Origin of the sequence: Noviherbaspirillum saxi (assembly GCF_003591035.1) — a bacterium.
Taxonomy (GTDB): domain Bacteria; phylum Pseudomonadota; class Gammaproteobacteria; order Burkholderiales; family Burkholderiaceae_D; genus Noviherbaspirillum; species Noviherbaspirillum saxi.
This window is the reverse complement of record NZ_QYUO01000002.1, coordinates 1,132,285-1,152,109: the sequence shown is the minus strand read 5'-3', so window position 1 is coordinate 1,152,109 and position 19,825 is coordinate 1,132,285. Positions and strand designations below refer to the sequence as shown.

The 19,825-nt window shown below is 55.8% G+C and carries 23 protein-coding genes; 6 read left to right on the top strand and 17 right to left on the bottom strand.

Annotated elements, in window-relative coordinates; genetic code table 11:
* Positions 1 to 16: 16 nt before the first annotated feature.
* From tssG to D3871_RS20950, 7 genes are all read right to left on the bottom strand, one after another.
* Positions 17 to 1,111: a type VI secretion system baseplate subunit TssG gene (gene tssG / locus D3871_RS20980; protein WP_119770991.1), complete on the bottom strand. Its 1,095-nt coding sequence runs from the start codon at positions 1,109 to 1,111 to the stop codon at positions 17 to 19.
* Positions 1,075 to 2,910 carry a type VI secretion system baseplate subunit TssF gene (gene tssF / locus D3871_RS20975; RefSeq protein ID WP_158598001.1) on the bottom strand — a complete coding sequence of 612 codons (1,836 nt, stop codon included), beginning with the start codon at positions 2,908 to 2,910 and terminating at the stop codon, positions 1,075 to 1,077. The genes tssG and tssF overlap by 37 nt, the downstream gene beginning before the upstream one ends.
* An 8-nt stretch (positions 2,911 to 2,918) precedes the next feature.
* Positions 2,919 to 3,425 (bottom strand): type VI secretion system baseplate subunit TssE, encoded by a 507-nt coding sequence (gene tssE, locus D3871_RS20970; RefSeq protein WP_119770989.1) that lies wholly within the window; start codon positions 3,423 to 3,425, stop codon positions 2,919 to 2,921.
* A gap of 166 nt (positions 3,426 to 3,591) precedes the next feature.
* On the bottom strand, positions 3,592 to 4,098 hold the full coding sequence (locus tag D3871_RS20965; protein ID WP_119770988.1) for an Hcp family type VI secretion system effector: 507 nt from the start codon (positions 4,096 to 4,098) through the stop codon (positions 3,592 to 3,594).
* 67 nt (positions 4,099 to 4,165) lie between these two features.
* Positions 4,166 to 5,662 carry a type VI secretion system contractile sheath large subunit gene (gene tssC, locus D3871_RS20960; protein ID WP_119770987.1) on the bottom strand — a complete coding sequence of 499 codons (1,497 nt, stop codon included), beginning with the start codon at positions 5,660 to 5,662 and terminating at the stop codon, positions 4,166 to 4,168.
* Position 5,663: 1 nt separating this feature from the next.
* Positions 5,664 to 6,170 (bottom strand): type VI secretion system contractile sheath small subunit, encoded by a 507-nt coding sequence (gene tssB / locus D3871_RS20955; RefSeq protein ID WP_119770986.1) that lies wholly within the window; start codon positions 6,168 to 6,170, stop codon positions 5,664 to 5,666.
* 66 nt (positions 6,171 to 6,236) lie between these two features.
* Entirely contained in the window at positions 6,237 to 6,971 is a 735-nt protein-coding gene (locus D3871_RS20950) for a tetratricopeptide repeat protein (RefSeq protein WP_147376864.1), read from the bottom strand.
* 109 nt (positions 6,972 to 7,080) lie between these two features.
* Here D3871_RS20950 and tssJ point away from each other — a divergent pair, with 109 nt between their 5' ends.
* The 3 genes from tssJ to icmH are packed head-to-tail and all read left to right on the top strand — an operon-like array spanning position 7,081 to position 9,921.
* On the top strand, positions 7,081 to 7,740 hold the full coding sequence (gene tssJ, locus D3871_RS20945; protein ID WP_119770984.1) for a type VI secretion system lipoprotein TssJ: 660 nt from the start codon (positions 7,081 to 7,083) through the stop codon (positions 7,738 to 7,740).
* Positions 7,741 to 7,774: 34 nt separating this feature from the next.
* Positions 7,775 to 9,127: a type VI secretion system baseplate subunit TssK gene (gene tssK / locus D3871_RS20940; protein ID WP_119770983.1), complete on the top strand. Its 1,353-nt coding sequence runs from the start codon at positions 7,775 to 7,777 to the stop codon at positions 9,125 to 9,127.
* The gene (gene icmH, locus D3871_RS20935; RefSeq protein ID WP_119770982.1) at positions 9,124 to 9,921 is read left to right on the top strand and encodes a type IVB secretion system protein IcmH/DotU; all 798 of its coding nucleotides are present in this window, start codon (positions 9,124 to 9,126) and stop codon (positions 9,919 to 9,921) included. The genes tssK and icmH overlap by 4 nt, the downstream gene beginning before the upstream one ends.
* Positions 9,922 to 10,118: 197 nt before the next feature.
* Here the strand turns inward: icmH and D3871_RS20930 are convergent, their stop codons facing one another.
* From D3871_RS20930 to mltG, 6 genes are all read right to left on the bottom strand, one after another.
* Positions 10,119 to 10,802 (bottom strand): ankyrin repeat domain-containing protein, encoded by a 684-nt coding sequence (locus tag D3871_RS20930; RefSeq protein ID WP_119770981.1) that lies wholly within the window; start codon positions 10,800 to 10,802, stop codon positions 10,119 to 10,121.
* Between the two features lie 38 nt (positions 10,803 to 10,840).
* Positions 10,841 to 11,620: a TatD family hydrolase gene (locus D3871_RS20925; RefSeq protein WP_119770980.1), complete on the bottom strand. Its 780-nt coding sequence runs from the start codon at positions 11,618 to 11,620 to the stop codon at positions 10,841 to 10,843.
* 117 nt (positions 11,621 to 11,737) lie between these two features.
* Entirely contained in the window at positions 11,738 to 12,130 is a 393-nt protein-coding gene (locus D3871_RS20920) for a PilZ domain-containing protein (RefSeq protein ID WP_119770979.1), read from the bottom strand.
* Between the two features lie 24 nt (positions 12,131 to 12,154).
* Entirely contained in the window at positions 12,155 to 13,192 is a 1,038-nt protein-coding gene (locus tag D3871_RS20915) for a DNA polymerase III subunit delta' (RefSeq protein WP_119770978.1), read from the bottom strand.
* An 18-nt stretch (positions 13,193 to 13,210) separates the two neighbouring features.
* On the bottom strand, positions 13,211 to 13,819 hold the full coding sequence (tmk, locus tag D3871_RS20910) for a dTMP kinase (RefSeq protein ID WP_119770977.1): 609 nt from the start codon (positions 13,817 to 13,819) through the stop codon (positions 13,211 to 13,213).
* Positions 13,820 to 13,852: 33 nt separating this feature from the next.
* A complete protein-coding gene (gene mltG / locus D3871_RS20905; RefSeq protein ID WP_119771477.1) occupies positions 13,853 to 14,833 on the bottom strand; it encodes an endolytic transglycosylase MltG in 981 nt (326 codons plus the stop codon).
* A 138-nt stretch (positions 14,834 to 14,971) separates the two neighbouring features.
* Here mltG and ygfZ point away from each other — a divergent pair, with 138 nt between their 5' ends.
* The 3 genes from ygfZ to D3871_RS20890 are packed head-to-tail and all read left to right on the top strand — an operon-like array spanning position 14,972 to position 17,053.
* Complete coding sequence (ygfZ, locus tag D3871_RS20900) at positions 14,972 to 16,018, top strand: CAF17-like 4Fe-4S cluster assembly/insertion protein YgfZ (RefSeq protein WP_420799672.1); 1,047 nt, start codon at positions 14,972 to 14,974, stop codon at positions 16,016 to 16,018.
* A gap of 31 nt (positions 16,019 to 16,049) precedes the next feature.
* The gene (locus D3871_RS20895) at positions 16,050 to 16,337 is read left to right on the top strand and encodes a DUF4936 family protein (RefSeq protein WP_119770976.1); all 288 of its coding nucleotides are present in this window, start codon (positions 16,050 to 16,052) and stop codon (positions 16,335 to 16,337) included.
* A complete protein-coding gene (locus D3871_RS20890) occupies positions 16,328 to 17,053 on the top strand; it encodes an NRDE family protein (protein ID WP_119770975.1) in 726 nt (241 codons plus the stop codon). Before D3871_RS20895 ends, D3871_RS20890 begins: the two co-directional genes overlap by 10 nt.
* A gap of 19 nt (positions 17,054 to 17,072) precedes the next feature.
* On the opposite strand, the gene D3871_RS20885 is transcribed toward D3871_RS20890, so the two are convergent.
* The 4 genes from D3871_RS20885 to D3871_RS20870 all read right to left on the bottom strand — a co-directional run bounded on the left by D3871_RS20885 (position 17,073) and on the right by D3871_RS20870 (position 19,817).
* Positions 17,073 to 17,498 (bottom strand): GNAT family N-acetyltransferase, encoded by a 426-nt coding sequence (locus tag D3871_RS20885; RefSeq protein ID WP_199724849.1) that lies wholly within the window; start codon positions 17,496 to 17,498, stop codon positions 17,073 to 17,075.
* Complete coding sequence (locus tag D3871_RS20880) at positions 17,495 to 17,932, bottom strand: acyl-CoA thioesterase (protein ID WP_119770974.1); 438 nt, start codon at positions 17,930 to 17,932, stop codon at positions 17,495 to 17,497. Before D3871_RS20880 ends, D3871_RS20885 begins: the two co-directional genes overlap by 4 nt.
* Positions 17,933 to 17,997: 65 nt before the next feature.
* Entirely contained in the window at positions 17,998 to 18,888 is an 891-nt protein-coding gene (locus tag D3871_RS20875) for an alpha/beta fold hydrolase (protein WP_119770973.1), read from the bottom strand.
* A gap of 23 nt (positions 18,889 to 18,911) precedes the next feature.
* Positions 18,912 to 19,817, bottom strand: coding sequence for an SDR family oxidoreductase (locus D3871_RS20870; protein WP_119770972.1), 906 nt, complete (start codon positions 19,815 to 19,817; stop codon positions 18,912 to 18,914).
* Between the last annotated feature and the right edge of the window lie 8 nt (positions 19,818 to 19,825).

Here is a 19,825-nt window from a genome sequence, read left to right as displayed (position 1 = left end):
TGATTGAAAATGGAGTTCACGTGCCAGAAGCGATACGGTAGGCGGCATCGTTTGCATGTGCGGCTTGGGCATGAGTCCGCACCCAACTGTCCCAGCCGAGACGGCCGAAAAGACTTTCGCTCAAGCGCATGGGGATGACATCGTCTGTATGCAGCACCAGTCGTACTTCACAGTCGTATGTCATACCGAGCGTCAGACGTAACATCTGGCGAAGCCTTTGACTGCCTGCTGTTCCAGGAAGCAGATCGTCAAACCGGCTGCGACGCATTGGTCCAAGTACGATGCGTACTGTCGCATCACGGACCCACGTCCGGGAGCCGCAAAAAGTCGTTTCGCCGAGACAGGTATTGGCGACGCCGAGGCACGATCGTTCACGTAGGGGAAGCGTCAGCCATTGACCGACGAACTGCTCTATCCGGGCTTGGACGCCAAAGTAATCGGAGATTATCCTGACGCAGCGTTGAGGAGAACGCGGTTGTTCCCTGAGCGCTGCGGCGTAGTAGGCAAAGATCTCTTCCGATAGATCCGCACGGTCCGGCGACTTGCTATATCCGGTTTGACGAATTCCCGCCAGATTCAGTACGAGCGGCAGGAAATGGTTCTTCCTGTCTGTTTCATACCGCAAATGAAGCCGATACTTCAGCCAAGCCTGATAAAACAATGCCACCGCGCGACTGTTGAAAATATCAAGAAACGACCGCGTAGCGGTATCTCGGTGATACAGCTCGCGTTCGGCCAGATGTTGCGTATAGTGCCTCGGCAATACACCCTGCGGCCCTGTCAACCCCATGATTGCCGGAGTTATCGTTACTTGCCGGAAGCTGGATGCGGCATGGTTCGTATCGCTCCCGATGGCTGACAAGGCCGCAGCCTGCCCTTCATCGATATTCCATTCGCATTCGAGCGCCTCGATTTCGCTCGGAGGAAAGGCAAGCGATATCGAATTGCGAAACCGAATGACCTGCCCGAGCACGTCGCTACCTGTCGCAGCATGGTATTTGACGTGATAAGCAAGCAGCAAGCGCACCGCCTGAAAAAACTCGAACCGGTAGGGTTCGGCAATCAGTTGATCAATCAGGCGAGGATGGAGGCGCCGTTTCGTGGCAGACATTGCACGAGTTCCTTTCCTGTTTGTCTGGATATCACGGTAAGCCGGGTAAAGCTGTTGGTATGTACATACAGCGCGAAAAACTGCTCAAGTACCCGAGAAAAGCTGAACAATCCAATCCCTGCGTAATGGGTTTCATCCACCGTCAGCCGGATGTCGACGCCTTTAACGAATACCGGGAATGGCTTGCCTGGCATGCGTGCCACGCCGCTTTGGTGTTCGACGCGGTGGATACCCTGTATTTGTCTGGCTCCGGCAGGAGCGCCTGCGATGTCATATAAGGACAAAATTTCCTTCAGCACGTCGGCACCGCTTCCGGCGAGAGAGAAATGGTTGAGCGCAAGATGCGAAACCAGGCGCCATTGCGCACCGCGGCCTCGGGGGAAACGATGAGTGGACGTAGGTTTCCTCAGCATGTGAACAAGATATGCCGAAGAACCGCCTTCTACGAACAAGTCGCCATCACGTAATCCGAATGGAAGTTGCGAGGGAAGATCCCGATTTGTGCAAACGAGATTCAGGCTGATGGTGTTCGTTTCGGCACGGTCCGGCGCGAGCATGGAATCGACGAGGGATAAGGAAACGTTGAAATCCGCATCCATATCACTGTACTCGGCATGCCAGTAGCGCACCGGACGCTCGTCCGGATCGACATGACGCGTGGAATAGAAAGGACGATACTCATCGATCTCTTCTCCGTTCGTATCCTGACGAACCTTGAAAACGCGGTCAATGGCATATACTTCATACGCCCTTGGCTGCCGGTTATCAACGACGATAGGGTACACACTTACCGTCTCCGTCATCCGAATCGGTTCCGCATGGCGCCGGAACAGATTGACAACCGGCGTGCAATGGAGCACAAAGTTTTCTTTGCTGACACGCTCCAAAAGATGGTGGTCATTGGTCCCACCAACCTGTACCGGCAGTCCAAAACGCAGGTCGATCCGGGATGCCATCGCTGGTATTAGATCCCACACGCCGCTCAGATCAAGATCGAAGAAATTGAACTTCTCAGGGAAGGCAAAGTATTCGAGCAGCAGTTGGTGCGCCGGATGGCAGCGTGCGTCGTCGTCAAGCAAGCTGTCATCTTCATCAAAGCCTACAGCGGTGATTGCTTCAGCAAACATTTCCACCTTGGTGGTGGAAACGTCATTGGAAATCCAGATTCCTGATACGCGACTCAGTATGGCTTCCCGTAACGCGGCCGCTATGCTGGGTTCGCCATTCAGAAAAAAGCGTAGCTTTGTTGGCCGGGAAGATCCTGTTCCCGCGTCGGCTTGCGGCATGGTCAGGCATATGCGGATTGTGGTAGCAGCACTCGCGATCAATGCGGAGCTGAGACCGCTTGTATCAAACGCATTTTCAAAACTTGCAGATTGAACGCGAAGCGCGCTGACTTCTACTTCATATGCGGTACGAAAATGGCACGGCACGCCGCGAACCGGCCGCGTATTCAAGCTGGTGTGTCGAGGAACCGAGAAATTTCCTACCGATTCCGCTGCTGCCGGCAATGGTTCGAAACAGGCGATTGATACCGATGGAAACGGGCGCAGATATTGCGGATAGATTACCTGCAGCAGGGAGTTGGTGAATTCTGGATAGTCATCATCCAGCTTCTTGTGAATGCGGCCGGCCAGGAAGGCAAAGGATTCGATGAGCCTTTCAATATTCGGGTCATCGCACGTTTCCCCTGAAAGCAGCAGGCGACCGGCAACCTTCGGGTAGCGTTTGGCAAAGTCGTGCGACAAGCGACGCAAATGCGTCAATTCTCGCTCGTAATAGGGAAGCAGACTTTCCATATGCATTCTCAGGTATTGCTATATCGTGCCCTGCCAACCGAATAGCGCAGAGTCGACGGCTGTAACATTGCATCGAAATACACCGGCTCGCTGGTGGGGCGCACCAGCAGCAGAGCATGAATGGCAAATTTGAGTTTATTGACTTCATGCGCGTCCAGCTCAAGCACGACTGAAACTTGCTTTAGCCGAGGTTCATGAATGGCTATCGTGTTTTCCAGAGAATGACAAATATGATTGCGATCACCGGGGTTGGCCAGACTTAAGCCGACAAAGTCGCTCATCCCGTAGCTGCACATTGAACGCAGGGTTTCCGGATAACGTCTAAACTTGTCTCGTGCGAGTGCGGAGCGACAGTTGAGCAATGCTTCAAGATCTCTTGCCACACTCTCTTTCAGTTCTTCGGCGCTGATCAAGCTCAATGGATCGCGGTCAATCGCATCGCGTGGTGCATGATCGGCAAGCCGATCAAATAGCGTCGGCGAATATTTTGCTTTGGCAGATGATTCCAGAGGCATATGAAATGCTGATTCGGCTTTCGTACAATTAAAGAGAAACTCGTTCCGCATGGAGGTAAGTACATGGAATTCCGTGCACTTTATCGTCGCTTATATGCGATAACTCATTTTTGAGGTTCTTTGCGGAACGCAGCTGTGTCCCGCAAAGAACCGCAGTCAAGCTGGCTTAAATCGCTTCCGTTGCCTTGTTCTTGGCGAGACTCCACATCTGCGGATTGCTGCCCCCTTTTTTGCCGTCAATTCCTTGTACGGTATAAGTCCACTTCACTGACGCATACTTCAGCGCCACGCTTTCCATCGGCAAACCTTCCTCATGCACCGATGGAGTAACAGAGGAGACAATGACCTGATTCAGAACGATCTCGAGATACTTGACCTTTTCCTTGCCGTTTGCACGCATGAACTCAATTGTTACCTTGCTGAACGTGTCACCCTGGCTGCAGGCAAGCCATAACGATGGGCTGGTCGAGTCAATGTCTTTAACAAAAACCATGTCGCCATGTTCGCATCGCTCAGCAGTATGGCCACCCGAGGTACTTGCGGTGGCTGATTTTGGCTGACGAATTAAATGGGTCCAGGAATGCGCTTCCAACCATTTCGGATGGCCTTCGTCGCGTGACTCGCCTTCGATTTTGGTGTCACCGCCCTCAAATTTCAGGTAAATATCTTTCATTCTTTAAAACTCCTAAAAAATACGCACGCACGCGTGCTATCAAGACTTACAACCGCCGCAGATATTGCTAAGCTTTCGCCGACTGCGGCAACTCGGCTACCAGACGCAAAGAGACGCTGAGCTCGTCGAGCTGAAAATGCGGCCTCAGGAACGTGACCGCGCGATATACGCCGGGCCGTCCGGGCACTTCGTCGACAGTCACGGAGGCTTCACGCAATGGATACTGGGCTTTCACTTCCTGAGATGCGGAATCGTCCATCACCACATACTGGGCCAGCCAGTTATTCAGGAATTGCTCGACGCTGGATGCGGCAGCGAAACTGCCTATCTTGTCGCGCATCATCGACTTCAGGTAATGCGCAATACGGCAAGATGCGAAAATGTACTGGAGCTGCGCCGACAGGACTGCATTGGCATTTGCGGCATCCGTGTTGTACTTTTTCGGCTTCTGTGCGGACTGTGCGCCAAAGAACGCGGCGTAATCGGTGTTCTTGCAATGAACCAGCGGGATGAATCCAAGATCACTCAGTTCTTTTTCGCGACGGTCGGTAATTGCAATTTCGGTCGGACACTTCAGCGCAACTTCACCGTCATCGGTTTTGAACGTATGTGTCGGCAAGTCTTCGACCAGACCACCGCCTTCCACTCCGCGAATTGCTGCACACCAGCCGAAGTGTTCGAACGCATTGGTCAGTCGAGCCGCAAAGGAATAGGCAGTATTGATCCATAAATATTTGCTGTGATCTGTACCATCGACATCTTCAATGAAGTTGAAACCTTCAACCACCGTGCCTTCCCTTGGGTGATATGGCATGCGTCCAAGAAAACGGGGAATAGTCAGGCCTACATAACGCGAGTCCTCCGACTCCCGGAACGACTTCCATTTGACGTATTCGAGCGTATCGAAGGCTTTCGCCATATCGCGCGGTTTGCCGAGGTCAGCAAAGGACTCCAGCCCGAGAAGCTCGGGTGCGGCGGCCGAGATGAAAGGCGCGTGTGCTGCCGCTGCGACGTGTGACATCTGCTCGACGAAATACATGTCTTCCGGCTGACGCGTAACGTCATAGTCGCCAATCAGGGCACCGAATGGAGCGCCGCCGAAAGTCCCGAATTCTTCTTCGTATACCTTTTTGAACAGCGTGCTCTGGTCGAAGTCGATCGCATTGCTAAAGTCGCGAATCAGGTCACGTTTCGTTGCATTCAGCAATTTGATCTTCATCATTTCGCTGGTGGACGTATGCTTGCAAAGATAATGCAAGCCGCGCCAGGTGCTTTCCATTTGCTGAAATTCAGGGGCGTGCAAAATTTGACTGAGTTGTTCGGAGATCAGCGCATCAATTTCAGCAACACGCGCATCCAGTGTTGCGGACAGATTGCTGGACATGACAACGGTTCCATCGAGCACCTGATTGACCAGTTCTCCAATCAAGTCCTTTGCACGGCTGCGTTCGCTGTCAGACCGGGCAACCCGGCTCTGGCTGACCACCTGCTCCAGCAGACTAGCGCCCTCGGAAACGGCGTATTCGGCCGATGAGCCTGCATATGTTTCAGCGTGTGTTTGCATTTCAGTCCCCTTTTTTCGTTTCTTGACCTAGGCGTCGCAGGCTTTCGGTGTTGGCAAGGACTTCGCTTAATATGTCTTCCAATTTGTCATTTCCGGCCATCTTGTTTCTCAAGTCAGAGAGCTTGCTGCGGGCTTCAACCAGTTTGCGAAGTGGTTCCACCTGCTGCGCTACGGTTTCAGGGCGAAAATCGTCAATGGACTGAAACTTCAGGTCCACGGCAAATTCGCCACCGCTTACGTTCAATGTGTTTTTTACGCGGAAAGCGGAGCGTGGTTCCATGGCTTTCATCACGTCGTCAAAGTTGACCATGTCCACATTGACAAACTTGCGCTCTTTCAGCTTCGGCAATGTGTTTTCCGATTTCCCCGAGAAATCTCCCATCACGCCGACCACAAAAGGGATCTCCTTTTTTTCGATCGCATCGCCGATTTCAACGTCATAAGTAAGCTGCACTCGCGGGGGGCGCACGCGTTGCAGTTTTTTTTGAATGCTCTCTTTTTTCGACATCTTGGTTTCCTTGGTTTGCTGGCACGGGCTCTCACCAGAGCTCAATGGGACGTGCTGTATGGCGGCTTATTTCAATGCTTTGAACGGATCGGCGGCAGGTGAGCGCATGGCTGCACCGGCACTGACCGGATTTGATGGAGCACGCACGGCAATCCGCGGCTTGTTACGAAGCACGGGGGTAGCGGGCTTGATTTCTGCCGTTTGAGCGGGAACCAAGACTTTTTCTCCAAGCACACCTCGCAAGGAATTGGTAAGGCTTTCAGCATCGGCCCGCACACCGGTACTAATCGTACTTGTCGGCCGCAGGCCTGAGACGGCGTTGGCGGCGACACGCAAGCCCGCCACCACGAGGAGGCTTTTCGCGTCCTGATTCGCGGGATCACGCTGCAGCACCTCATTCGCGGCAAGGATGGACGAAGGATAGTTACCTGCTTCGAACCAGACCGTGGCAATTTTCAGCCACGGCACAATGCTGGTTGGATGACTCTGTGCCGCGTCATTCAACAAGGCAAGTGCCTGTTCGCGACGACCCTTGGCCAATTCCGATTCGACGTCTGAAAAAAGAGTATCCAGGTTGGCCGCTTTATTCGTCCCTGCGGACGGCGGAACTGCACAGCCTCCGAGCACTGCAGCGCCAAGCACGAAGCTTGCGAGATAAACGTTGCGACGTTTGAAAAATGTGAAGACAGAGAAGACTTGCATGAAACGATTTCCAATAGGTGGTTCCGTATTTACGGACAGTGTTTTCATCTTTAAGTAGTTAATAAAAACCATCCAAAACATCTGGAATTTAATTAACATATTGATAACAGTTCATATATACTAGCGCAAACATTGAAATAAAGACAATTGTTTTTTTGATATTTATTTAATCGCTTTCAGGTGTGCCGTGTTAGCTAAAAGGTGTTTCATGTGGTGGATCGAACGGCAGCAGCCGCAGCAGCAAGAAAAACTCTTCAACCTTTGTCCGCGCGCGAAATTCATCAAACGCTGCCTGCCGTGGACCAGTTGCTTGCTTCTGCTGGCTTGCGGCACAACGCAACAATCAGCGGGCAGTGCCACCGATAACGTGCTTTCAATTATTGGGTTAAAGCGGTTTGGAACAGACGCACCGCCGAGTTCGAGGAAGGTAAGGCTACGTATTGAAGGAGCGCATGGGATGAATTCGGGTGGCGCGGGACAGGGTGTGCCGACGGTATTGCGCCTTTACAAGTTGCGTACCCAGACCAGCTTCTTATCCGCTCCACAGCAAACCTTCGGCCATCCGGAAAAAGAAAGAATTGCCCTTGGACCCGATCTTGCAGAAGTGCGTGAATTCATACTCATCCCCGGGCAGTCCCTGCACGTGAACGAGGCATTACCGGACGATGCGCATCATGTCGGCGTGGTAGCCCTGTTCCGCCGTCCTTCCGGTCAACGCTGGCGTATGGCGTTTACCGCGCGGGACATAGAAGAGTCCGGCCTCATTCTGGGCGTACATGCATGCGCATTGACTTCAACCGGAGCGATCCCGATCGGGATGGTTCGCGGTGACGCGCTACTGCTTTCCGCTGCTCCATGCATTCAATAATTTCCAACAAGCGCTAATCCCACGAGTCCATACAATGAGTCGTATTTCCAAAATACTTTGGGGCGAAGGTTTGTTTCTTCGTCCACAGCACTTCCAGCGGCAAGACCTGTATCATGAGGCGCGTCTTGTACGCTTGGGACGCGTCGCACACCCCTATCTTTGGGGAATTCGCGAACTCCGATTCGACCGCGATGCCCTTGTGGCGGGCGTTCTGCGCGTAATCTCGATCAGCGGGATTCTGCCGGACGGTGATTTCATCAATGCCCCTGAAGACGATCCTTTGCCGCCGCCGGTCAATCTCTCGACACTCGAAGACATCGGCGACGGACTGACGTTTTACCTTGGCCTGCCCTATCTGCGCGACTATGGGCCAAACTTTACCGAGCAGAACGATGGTGGCGGAGGACAGGTGCTGCGTTATTTTCAGGCAGATGAGCCAGCCCCAGACCTCTACACGCACGCGATCGAAGCTGGTCTGACCACGCTGAAGAAATCGCTGCGTCTGCTTTCCGAGCACGATAATCGCGAACAGTACGTCACAATGCCGATCGTCAAAGTCCGCATGAATAGCAGCGGCGGTGTTGAAACGGATGATGCGTTTGTTCCGCCCGCCCTTACCGTTGCGTCCTCTCCGCTGCTATACAGGACGCTGCGGCACCTGTTGGAAATTTTCCAAGCCAAGGCACAGGCGCTCTATGGTTATCACCGGGAGCCATCGCAAAATGTTGTCGAGTTCCGTTCTGGCGATATTGCATCGTTCTGGATGCTTCATACGATCAATTCAGGAAGCGCATCCCTGCAACATTTTCTCCAGCATGCCGAACTTCATCCGGAGAGACTGTTTCAGGAGATGCTGCGCATTGCAGGTCAGTTACTGACATTTTCGAAAGTCCATAATCTGGTCGGGCTGCCAATGTATCAGCATGCCGATCCGGGTCCATGCTTTCAGCGCTTGGAGCAAATCATTCGCGAGCTGCTGGAGACCGTCATATCCTCGCGCTACTTTTTGGTGCCTCTCACTGAAGTCAAGCCGACGTTTTACCTGGGTCGGGTCGATTCCGCAAAGCTTACCAGCAAGGCTGCATACTATCTTTCGGTATCCGCGGACATGCCACCTGCCGAGCTGGTCGACGCAATCCCGCAACGCGTGAAGATCGGCGCCGCGGACGACGTGGAAAAGATGGTTTCATCGGCGATGCCCGGGGTTCGGCTCATGGCCGCGCCGCAGGTGCCGGCATCAATCCCGGTGCGACCCGGCTGCTACTACTTTTCAATCGAGCCTCATGGACCGCTGTACGACCGCATGATTGCATCGAGTGCAATCATGATCTACGCCCCTGCGGTCTTCGGGAGCCTCAAACTCGAACTTTTTGCCGTTATCCAATGACACTAGACACCCTTCCCCATGCAACGCCTTTTCCAGTGCCGCCACCGGGATATACCTATCCCCTGGCATCGCGTACCGAAGCATCGCAAGGCACACTCACCTTGCCGGATCTTTTGCATGACGGGTTTTATCTGATCCTGCTATTGAAGAACAAGTATGTCCCAACGGATGCCCTGCATTTCGCCACGCAAGTCCAACAGTTGCTCGATGCATTTGAACGCAATGCACGTCGCCTCGACATTTCTGCGGACGATGTGTACGCGGCAAAGTACGCATTTTGTGCAGCAGTCGATGAAGCCGTTCTTGCCTCGGATATGTCCATACGCGACACCTGGGAACGCGCTCCGTTGCAATTGACCCTGTTCGGTGACCAGTTGGCCGGCGAACACTTCTTCAATGAGCTGGAAGAAGTTCGCCGGCGCGGCACTGCAAGTGTGCAAACGCTGGAAGTGTTTCATATGTGCCTGCTGACCGGATTTCAGGGCAAGTACATGTTGGAAAGCAAGGAAAAACTGAACTACCTGATTGCGACACTGGATAAGGAAATCGCGCACCTGAAAGGCCGGCGCGCTCCATTTGCACCACACTGGAAGGCTCCCGACAACATTGTTCATATGGTCAAGGCAGAACTGCCGATGTGGGTGATCGCGGCAGCATTCACCTTTCTTGGCATCGCGGTATACGCAGCATTGAGCTGGAACCTGTCGGCGCAGGTCAACGACACGCTCAACATCTATTTCGACGTGATCAAGTTAACGCCCAAGGTAGCCAATATTACGATCAGTTTGCCTTGACGGACAATGCAAACCAGTTCATGACCGCAAACGGTGCGTGGTGTCTCCGCAGGCGATGAAGACCATCCTGCAACGCCAGCACCGGCTGCACGTGATATCAAGGTATTTGCCGCAGCAAGCCAAGCGCAACAGTCCGGTAGTGCGATTCGGTAAAAGACGAACCACCTTGCCGTGCCTTACCGTCGCCTGACAGCCTGCTAAAGCTTTCCGGCCTTCTTCAACCGGTAGGTCAAGCCTTCGGCAATATCTTTGAACTCGTTTTTTTCCGCGAAATCGATCGCCGTCATGCCGGCGTCATTTTTCAAGCTTGCGTCGGCACCTTCATCGAGAAGAAGTTTGACGGTCATGATATGACCGCCGCGGGCAGCCATCATGATCGGTGTAGTCTTGTTCGGCGAGTCGGCATCGATGTAGGCAGATTTTTCAAGCAATAGCTGAACGATATCGTTGTTGCCGATCGATGCGGCGTAATGCAGCGGCGTCCAGCCTGGTTTGTTGACTTCCGCGCCTTTGGCAATCAAGGCCTTCACCGCTTGCAGATTGCCCTGGTAGCTGGCGAACATGAGGGCGGTGTTGCCGTTGAAGGCCTGTACTTCCAGATCGATGGCCGGCGCATTCAGCAACAGTTCAAACACACCCATGGACTTCTCGCGCAGAGCGAGCATCAGGCCGGTCTCGCCGCGCTCCGCCTCGATCAGATTGGGGTCCAGGCCACGCGCCAGCAGCGACTTGACGACTGCCACATGATCTATCTTGACTGCGCGAAAAAAATCATCATAGGCACCCGCAGACGCGTGTCGACCGGAGAGTGCCATCAAGGGAAATGCCACCAGCGCGCCAAGGCACTTCCTGCGAGAGGTATTCAATTTCGGTATTGACATGGCTATTCTTTATCGATCAGGTTCAGGTTCCCGGACATTCAGCGCGCGATCTCGAACAGCTTGAAGAAATTGTCGGTCGTTTGCCATGCGACCTGATCGAGCGGAACATCCTTCAGCTTTGCGAGAAATTCGGCCACATGGCATACAAACCCGGGTTCGTTCATCTTGCCGCGATGCGGAACCGGCGCAAGGTAAGGCGAATCCGTTTCGATCAGCATGCGTTCCAGCGGAACTGCGCGCGCAACTGCCTGCAAATCTCTTGCACTCTTGAACGTGACGATGCCCGAGAACGAAATGTAAAACCCCATTTCGATAGCAGCCTCTGCCACTTCCAGCGATTCGGTAAAACAGTGCATGACGCCGGCTGCGCCTCCAGCATCAGTGCCCGCGCCTTCTTCGCGCATGATGCGTATCGTGTCTTCGGAGGCGGCGCGCGTGTGGATGATGAGCGGCTTGCCGGTCGCACGCGATGCGCGGATATGTGTCCTGAACCGCTCGCGTTGCCATTCCAGATCACCTTCGAGACGGTAATAATCCAGGCCCGTCTCTCCGATCGCGACAATCTTGGGATGATCGGACAAACGGACCAGATCGTCGACGGAGGGCTCCGGTGTTTCTTCGTAATCCGGATGCACGCCGACGGAAGCATAGACATGGGAATGTTGTTCAGCCAGTGCAAGCACTTGCGGAAAATCAGGCAAATCCACCGACACGCACAAGGCATGCGTTACGCGATTTTCGGACATTTTGCCGAAAATTTCGGGTAGCCTCGAGGCAAGCTCGGGGAAGTTGATATGGCAATGGGAATCGATATACATGATGACGCGTATTTTACGCTGTCATGCATGACACGATGCAGAACGCGAATGGCTTAGCGGCGATACCTATAGGAGGCTTTGGCGGCTGCGGCGAATATCGGGATGTGGATACTGTTGTTACAAGGTATGGGTCGCGCGGGATGAGCGCAGCGCGGCGCCGAGCAACTCTTCAATCCGTTGCTTGACCCGCTGGCCGCTCTCATCGGGGGAAAAATGTACGCCGATACCCTGCGCCTTGTTATTGTTGGCGCCGGCCGGCGTCACCCATGCCACCTTGCCGGCGATCGGATATTTTGTCGGATCGTCAAGCAGGGTAAGAATCAGATAGATATCGTCGCCGAGTTTGTAAGGCTTGTTGGTCGGAACGAAAATGCCGCCGTTTTGCAGGAAAGGCATATATGCCGCATACAGCGCCGCCTTTTCCTTGATCGGCAGGGAGAGAACTGAAGGACGCGCCACGCCCGCACCATTGGCACCAGACGCTTGCGGGGTCACAGGGTTGTCGGCCATGTTTGTCTATAGAGTCGGCAAAAATCAGGAAGAAAAAAGCGACGCGTAATCAAGCAGCATGTCTTCGATGAACAACCTGGCCGACAGCGGATGCTCAGCCACCGCGCGACGCTCCTTAAGCGCTTTCAGCCCGCGCAACAACTCGCTCACATCCGCCTGCTGCGCCAGTGCCGCAAGCTCCTTCCGGTAACGCGGATAATACCGGATTCTGCCTGAAAGCTTGAAGGAAAACACGTCGTACAGCCAGCGCTGCAACCATGCAACAAGGTCGACAACTGGTGTTTTTTGCAACTTTTCAGCGGTCTTGAGTGCTGCCTCGCTGCCCGGACGGGCCAATGCACGAAGAAATTCGTCCATCAGCTCGCGCGTGTCGGTCTGGGCAAGCGCCTGCGCAGCCAATGGTGCCCCGCCCTGCTCGGCCAGCCAGGCGTCGGCATCCTTTACGCCCTGCTGCTGCAACCATGCCAGCGCTTCATCACCATTCGGCATCGTCATTGCAAACTTGCGGCAACGCGACAGAATCGTCGGCAGCAGCCGCTCTATGTTGTTGGATACCAGCAAAAACATCGTTGCCGGCGGCGGTTCTTCCAGAGTTTTCAACAGCGCATTGGCGGCCGCGGTATTCAAGGCTTCGGCCGGATACAGCACGACGATGCGCATTCCCTGTCGATGGGTCGACACATTCATGAAATCCGACAAAGCGCGGATCTGGTCAATCTTGATTTCCTTGGACGGCGCCTTGGTCGACTTGGATTTCTTGCCCTCGCTCGCCTCGGATTCATCGCCTTCGGCAGTGCCGTCCTCCTCCAATACCTCGGGTCGAACGCGACGGTAGTCAGGGTGGTTGTACTGGGAGAACCAGCCGCAGGAATCGCATTGTCCGCACGGATGTCCATGCGCTTGCGGCATCTGGCACAGCAGCGACTGCGCAAAATGTTCGGCAAACACGGTCTTGCCTATGCCTTGCGCGCCGTGGAACAAGATCGCGTGAGGCAGGCGTTCGCGCAACTGCTGCAACTGCTGCCAGGCGGCTTCTTGCCAGGGAAACAAGGGCGATGTCATTGCACAGGCCTTTCCACTTCAAGCGCTGAAAACGATATCGCGCAATTCCTGCCGGGTCATGTCGATCGGCCGGCTGGAATCGATAACGCGAAATCTCTCTGGAAACTGCGCGGCGCGGCGCAGATAGGCGTCGCGCGTGGCGGCAAAGAACTCCGCTTTTTCCTGCTCGAACTTGTCCAGTTCGCGGGTCGCGTCAAGCCGCGCACGCGCCACGTCGAGTGGTACGTCGAACAGGAAAGTCAGGTCAGGCTGCAGGGTCGGATGGACCCACTGTTCCAGCGCTTCCAGCTTGGCGAACGGGAGCTTGCGCCCGCCGCCCTGATAAGCGAAGGTGGCATCGGTGAAACGATCCGAAATCACCCAGTCGCCGCGCGCAAGCGCCGGTTCGATTATCTGGGCAAGATGTTCGCGGCGTGCGGCAAACATCAGCAGCGCCTCGGTTTCCAGATGCATCTTTTCGTGCAGCAACATCTCGCGCAGCTTTTCGCCAAGCGGAGTTCCGCCCGGCTCGCGCGTCATCACGACAGACTTGCCGCGTTCTCTCAACAAGTCTGCGACAAAGGCCAGATGCGTCGACTTGCCGGCGCCATCGATTCCTTCAAAAGTAATAAATTTGCCAAGTGTCATGAAGCAATATAGGAGTGATTGTTGCACCCGGCATTATCGCTGGTATTTGTTGACTGCGCGGTTATGGTCGGCAAGGTTATTGGAAAATTCGCTGGTGCCATTGCCACGCGCAACGAAATATAGCGCATCCGAACTGGCGGGATTCAGCGCCGCTTCTATCGATTCTGCTCCAGGCAGGGCGATTGGCGTTGGCGGCAAGCCGGCCCGGGTATAGGTGTTGTAAGGCGTGTCGGTTTCCAGGTCGCGCTTGCGGATGTTGCCCTGAAACTTGTCACCCATGCCATAGATGACGGTCGGGTCGGTCTGCAGCAGCATGCCCTTCCTGAGCCGGTTGACGAAGACCGCGGCAATCATGTTGCGCTCGGACCGCTGGCCGGTTTCCTTTTCGACGATCGACGCCATCACCAGCGCTTCGTAAGGCGATTTGTACGGCAAGGACGGATTGCGGCGCGCCCAGGCTTCGTTCAGGCGCTTCTGCATCAGCGTATGTGCTTGTTTGTAAATCAACAGGTCGCTTGATCCCTTCGCAAACCGATAGGTATCCGGGAAAAACAGGCCTTCGGGATGGGCGTAAGGCAGGGACAGCTTTTCCAGCAATTCCCTGTCTGACATGCCGGTTGTATCGTGCTTCACCGCCGGATGCGCGGCAATCGCTTGCCGCATCTGGCGAAACGACCATCCCTCGATGACGGCCAGACCTTCCTGAGCAAATTCGCCGCGTACCAACTGGTCGATCAAACCGAGCGGCGTCGTGCCGGGTTTGAGTTCATAATTGCCGGCCTTGAGCCGCGCCGCCTTTCCCGATGCGCGCGCAAGAAACTCCACCACCCAGGGATTGACCGGAACCCCGGCCTCCGCGATCTGGCGGGTACTGCTGCGGACGCTGCTGCCCGCCTTGACCGCAAATTCGATCGGCTTGGCGTCTTTGCCTGTGATCGGCTGGTTGGCGAGAAAGGTGATGCCGGCACCGCCCATGGCGCACAGCAGGACGATGCTGAAAATTAATTTTTTAATCAAAACGTAACCTTGAATCGATTGCTGGAATCTGGCTGACACCGTGTGGCTGGATCAGGAAGCCTCGATCGCATCAGACGCGATTATCGAGACCTCACTATAATCAAGCCAAGATGATAATTGAATAATTCTTAGCGTATGACAATGATGACTACTCCATGGTTGCAATTCCTTGCCGATAGCGGCGTGCGCATTGATGCGGACGGCATAACGGATTTCGACGGCCCCGCTCCCGCGGGACTGCTACCGCGCGGCTATGTGGCGCCGCTGACCGACCTTGGCCTGATCGCCCTCACCGGTGAAGACGGCCCTGGTTTCCTGCATAGCCAGCTGACCAACGATGTGGAACACCTTACCCCATCTGAGGCAAGACTTGCCGGCTACTGCACGCCGAAAGGCCGTCTGCTGGCTTCGCTCCTGATGTGGAAAACGGAGCAGACCATCTTCCTGCAATTGCCGCGCCCGTTGCAGGCAAGCGTGCAAAAGCGGCTGCAAATGTTCATATTGCGTTCAAAGGCCAAGCTGAATGATGTGAGCGACCAGCATGCGATGCTTGGACTGGGCGGCGAAAGCGCTGCCGAGGTATTGCGTCAGTGGTTCCCCACCCTGCCGGCGCAGGCATTCGCCAAACAAGACACTTCCTTCGGTAGCCTGATCCGGCTCCCCGATGCCTTCGGGTCGCCACGCTATCAATGGATCGCCAGTGCCGAGCTTGCGCAGCAAATCTGGCCTGAGTTGAGCCGGACGCTGACACCGATCGGCACGCGCGTCTGGCGGCTAACCGATATTCATGCGGGTATCCCGCAGATCACCCAGCCGACGCAGGAGCAGTTTGTGCCGCAGATGATCAACTTCGAACTGATCGGCGGCGTCAATTTCAAGAAAGGCTGTTATCCCGGCCAGGAAATCGTTGCGCGCAGCCAGTACCTGGGCAAGCTCAAGCGCCGCATGCTGCTGGCAACCGTCGAAGGTGCGGAAGTCCTGCCCGCGATGGAAATCTTTTCCAGTGCCGACCCCGGTCAGCCATGTGGAATGATCGTCAATGCCGAGCGCAACCTGCAGAACGGCGTCGACTGCCTGGTCGAACTGAAAATCGCCGCCGCCGAGGAAGGAACAGTACATCTGGGATCAGCGCAGGGACCGGTACTGAGCTTCGGCAAGCTCCCTTACGCGTTGCCCGCCTGACGCGGTGCACGGTCACACAGAGCACGACACAATGGACTTGTACATCTACTATCGGATACGTTCCGAGCACGCCGAGGAGCTGCGGTCGCGCGTCTCGGCGCTGCAGCAATGCGTTTTGCGCGAATATGGTATCGTGACCCGGATCAAACGTCGTCCGGAGGAAAAGGACGGATTACAGACATGGATGGAAGTCTATCTGTCCGTACCGACCGGTTTCGAGGCGACGCTTGACCGGTTGGTCGCCGAAGCGCAGCTCGATGCGCTCATCGACGGTCCGCGACATACCGAACATTTTGTGGATATCGCTCCATGTGCCTGATTGTTTTTGCCTGGCAGGTTGTGCCCGCAATGCCTCTGATTGCGGCCGGCAACCGCGATGAATTCTTCGAACGCCCGGCTGCGGCAGCCGACTGGTGGGACGATCATTCGCAGGTATATGCAGGACGCGATCTGCGCGGCGGCGGGACCTGGATGGGCGTTACGCGCGATGGCCGCTTTGCTGCGATTACCAATGTCCGCGATCCATCGTCGAAACGGGACGATGCGCCATCACGTGGAGAACTGGTTGCCGATTACCTGATCGGCAACCGGGGGCCGCAGGAATACATCGACTCCCTGAGTCACGGCGCCGAGAGATACAACGGATTCAATCTGCTTGTCGGCGACGGTGACACCTTGATCTGGTTCTCCAATGCCGGAAACGACGATGATCGCAATGGCAAGCCGCTGGCGCCCGGCATCTACGGACTGTCGAATGGCTTGCTCGACTCACCCTGGCCCAAGGTCGTGCGCACCAAGGCCCAGTTTTCCAGCCTGCTATGCCAGGGCGCTCCGGAAGACGCTTATTTCGAAATGCTGACCGACACGACGCGTGCGCCCGATTGCCGCCTGCCGAAAACCGGCGTCGGCCTGGAATGGGAACGTATGCTGTCGGCCGTCTGCATACAGTCGCCCGAATACGGCACCCGCACATCAACGGTCGCGCGTATCTTTGCAAATCAGACTGCGGCGCTGCAGGAAAGGCTGATCCGTTAGATCGGATCAGCCTGCAAGCTCAGGCAAATACATGCCGCATTTGCACATGCGGTATGCCCGCCTCCATGAATTCTTCCCCTTCGCGCGTAAAGCCGTGTCGCTGGTAAAACGGCTCAGCCTGCGTCTGTGCGCTGAGCACCACAGACCGGTCGCCACGCTTGCGCGCTTCTTCCATCAACGCCTGCAAAACCAGCCCGCCGATACCGTCGCCACGCATGGATTTCACCACGGCCATGCGGCCGATATGCCCATCTGGCAGCAAGCGCCCGGTGGCGATGGGTTCGCCGTCGTCGCCATGGACGACCGCATGCAGGCATTGGGCGTCCATCTCGTCCCACTCCATGTCGAGCGGCACCTTTTGCTCGATCACGAATACCCTGTGGCGCACCGGCTTGGCACCGGCCTGCTGCAAAGCCCAGTCACCAAGGCTCAAACGGATCGTCATGCGGTCTCCGGCACAAGCTTTTCAAAATCGGTAATCGTGTCGCGCCATTCCTGCGGCCAAGGCACGCCCTTGCGCAGGCTGGTATCCGCGTACACATACACCAGTTCGCCCGAAATCAGGTGCTGGTCGCCCAGATGGATTTCCAGAACGAACCTGACCGACGTCCGGCCGAAACCGGCGCAGCGCACGCCAATGTCGAGTACATCGTCGAAGCGTGCCGGCGCGTGGTATTCGACAGTCGCCTTGCGGGCGAACATTTCGCGTCCATCCGCCGCCTGTTGCAGAACGGTCGGAAGTCCTGTCGCGCGCCAGTACTCGGTAAAGGCGACATCGAAATACGTCAGGTAATGTCCGTTGAAGACGATGCCCTGCATGTCGACCTCGGCCCAGCGCACGCGCAGCGAATGAAAGAATGAAAAGTCTTCTCTAGCCATGTCTGTGGAAAATGTTGTTGGTCCAGCGATTATGAAGGATTTGCCTTGCCACGTCCGATAGCTTGCTAAAGGAAGGAGCGGATCAGCCGGTTCACGCGCTCCGGTTGTTCGTGCACGATCCAATGGGTACCTTCCGGGATGCGCTCGATCTTGACATCGTCGATCAATGCTTCCAACCCGTTCAGCAAACTTTTGGGAAGCGCAATATCCTGTTCTCCCCAGATCACCCGGGTCTGCACCTTAACCCGGAAATCTTCCGGATTGAGTTGCAGCTTGAGCGGCCCCGCATGATCGCCGGTGGGCGGATGCAGAGGCGACGCGCGGTAATAGTTGACGCCGCCGGTCAGCCCACGCGACCAGCATGCGTGGTAACGCGCCCGCACTTCGGGCGTGAACCACGGCGTCGGCGAGCGGCCCATGCCATTGAGCAGTCCCTCCAGCAGCGCGAAATTGTCCTTTGCCAGCGCGGTCTCCGATCCTTCGGCGCGCAGCCAGTTCATGTATTCGCTCGCCGCCTTTTGCTCCGGGTCTTCGGCCAGGGCCTTGGTGAACAGATACGGGTGCGGCGAATTGATGATCACCAGCTTGTGCAACAGCTGCGGGAGCGCGATCGCGAAATTCCAGGCGACCGCACCGCCCCAGTCATGCGCGACCATGATGAACTTGTCATAGCCGAGATGCGCCGCCAATAAGCGCAAGTCCTCGACGATATGCCTGGCCTTGTATGCCGCCAGATCGGTCGGCATGCCGGACAGGTTGAAGCCGCGCAGGTCCGGCGCGACCGCGTAGTGATCCGTGCCGAATTCCTGCAACTGCGCTTCCCACTCATACCAGAACTCGGGGAACCCATGAACGAACAGGATCAGGGGCTTGCCTGGTTCGCCGGCACTGGCATAGTGCAATCGCATGCCATTCGTCAGTTCGGCATACTGGTCGGTACGGATCGCTGCAGTCATGCGTATCTCCTATCACACCCGGATTAATTGACGTTCATCTTGGCTTGCAACATTTCGCGGATCTGCGGCGCAGCGGCGAAGGGGTCGCTGGGATTACGCTGCAGCATGATGTCTTCCATGCGCGTCTGTACATTGCCCAGCGCATGCGGATGCGAAAAAACATAGAAGGTGTCGCTGCCGATGGCATTGAAAGTGCGTTCCGCTACATCGGCCGCGCTGACCTTGCCGGACGACACTGCTTTTTCGGACACCGCCTGCGCCAGTTGCTGGCTGGTCGTGGGGCCACCTTCTTCCTTTACGTCGTCCGGGCGATTGCGATGCGACTGGCTGATGCCGGTCGGGACGAAATACGGGCACAGCACCGACGCGCCGATCGGCGCCTTGATCAGTTGCAGGTCTTGATACAAGGTCTCCGTCAGCGACACGACCGCGTGCTTGGACACGTTGTAGATTCCCATGTTGGGCGCATTGAGCATGCCCGCCATCGATGCGGTGTTGACGATATGTCCCTGATAGCTGGGGTCCTTCTTCGCGCATTCGAGCATCAGCGGCGTGAAGGTACGCACGCCGTGCACGACACCCCAGAGATTGACGCCCAACACCCATTCCCAGTCGGCGATCGAGTTTTCCCATACCAGGCCGCCGGAGCCTACGCCGGCATTGTTGAAGACCAGATGCACCGCATTGAAACGCGCCATCGTTGCATCGGCCAGCGCCTGTACCTGTTCCGCCTTGCGTACATCGCACAACATGGAAAGAACCTGCGCACCCTGCGCTTCGAGTTCGGCCGTTGCCTTGTCGAGCGCATCCTTTTGCACGTCAGCCAGCACCAGTTTCATGCCCAGGCGCGCGCCGATATTGGCGAATTCGCGACCGAAGCCGCTGGCGCCACCGGTGATCACGGCGACTTTGTCCTTGAAGTCTTTCATGTTGTCTC

Bases quoted from the DNA above. Each gene is read 5' to 3' on its own strand.
- tssG (WP_119770991.1), bottom strand. From the start codon at position 1,111: ATGTCTGCCACGAAACGGCGCCTCCATCCTCGCCTGATTGATCAACTG.
- tssF (WP_158598001.1), bottom strand. From the start codon at position 2,910: ATGGAAAGTCTGCTTCCCTATTACGAGCGAGAATTGACGCATTTGCGT.
- tssE (WP_119770989.1), bottom strand. From the start codon at position 3,425: ATGCCTCTGGAATCATCTGCCAAAGCAAAATATTCGCCGACGCTATTT.
- D3871_RS20965 (WP_119770988.1), bottom strand. From the start codon at position 4,098: ATGAAAGATATTTACCTGAAATTTGAGGGCGGTGACACCAAAATCGAA.
- tssC (WP_119770987.1), bottom strand. From the start codon at position 5,662: ATGCAAACACACGCTGAAACATATGCAGGCTCATCGGCCGAATACGCC.
- tssB (WP_119770986.1), bottom strand. From the start codon at position 6,170: ATGTCGAAAAAAGAGAGCATTCAAAAAAAACTGCAACGCGTGCGCCCC.
- D3871_RS20950 (WP_147376864.1), bottom strand. From the start codon at position 6,971: ATGTTAATTAAATTCCAGATGTTTTGGATGGTTTTTATTAACTACTTA.
- tssJ (WP_119770984.1), top strand. From the start codon at position 7,081: ATGTGGTGGATCGAACGGCAGCAGCCGCAGCAGCAAGAAAAACTCTTC.
- tssK (WP_119770983.1), top strand. From the start codon at position 7,775: ATGAGTCGTATTTCCAAAATACTTTGGGGCGAAGGTTTGTTTCTTCGT.
- icmH (WP_119770982.1), top strand. From the start codon at position 9,124: ATGACACTAGACACCCTTCCCCATGCAACGCCTTTTCCAGTGCCGCCA.
- D3871_RS20930 (WP_119770981.1), bottom strand. From the start codon at position 10,802: ATGTCAATACCGAAATTGAATACCTCTCGCAGGAAGTGCCTTGGCGCG.
- D3871_RS20925 (WP_119770980.1), bottom strand. From the start codon at position 11,620: ATGTATATCGATTCCCATTGCCATATCAACTTCCCCGAGCTTGCCTCG.
- D3871_RS20920 (WP_119770979.1), bottom strand. From the start codon at position 12,130: ATGGCCGACAACCCTGTGACCCCGCAAGCGTCTGGTGCCAATGGTGCG.
- D3871_RS20915 (WP_119770978.1), bottom strand. From the start codon at position 13,192: ATGACATCGCCCTTGTTTCCCTGGCAAGAAGCCGCCTGGCAGCAGTTG.
- tmk (WP_119770977.1), bottom strand. From the start codon at position 13,819: ATGACACTTGGCAAATTTATTACTTTTGAAGGAATCGATGGCGCCGGC.
- ygfZ (WP_420799672.1), top strand. From the start codon at position 14,972: ATGACAATGATGACTACTCCATGGTTGCAATTCCTTGCCGATAGCGGC.
- D3871_RS20895 (WP_119770976.1), top strand. From the start codon at position 16,050: ATGGACTTGTACATCTACTATCGGATACGTTCCGAGCACGCCGAGGAG.
- D3871_RS20890 (WP_119770975.1), top strand. From the start codon at position 16,328: ATGTGCCTGATTGTTTTTGCCTGGCAGGTTGTGCCCGCAATGCCTCTG.
- D3871_RS20885 (WP_199724849.1), bottom strand. From the start codon at position 17,498: ATGACGATCCGTTTGAGCCTTGGTGACTGGGCTTTGCAGCAGGCCGGT.
- D3871_RS20880 (WP_119770974.1), bottom strand. From the start codon at position 17,932: ATGGCTAGAGAAGACTTTTCATTCTTTCATTCGCTGCGCGTGCGCTGG.
- D3871_RS20875 (WP_119770973.1), bottom strand. From the start codon at position 18,888: ATGACTGCAGCGATCCGTACCGACCAGTATGCCGAACTGACGAATGGC.
- D3871_RS20870 (WP_119770972.1), bottom strand. From the start codon at position 19,817: ATGAAAGACTTCAAGGACAAAGTCGCCGTGATCACCGGTGGCGCCAGC.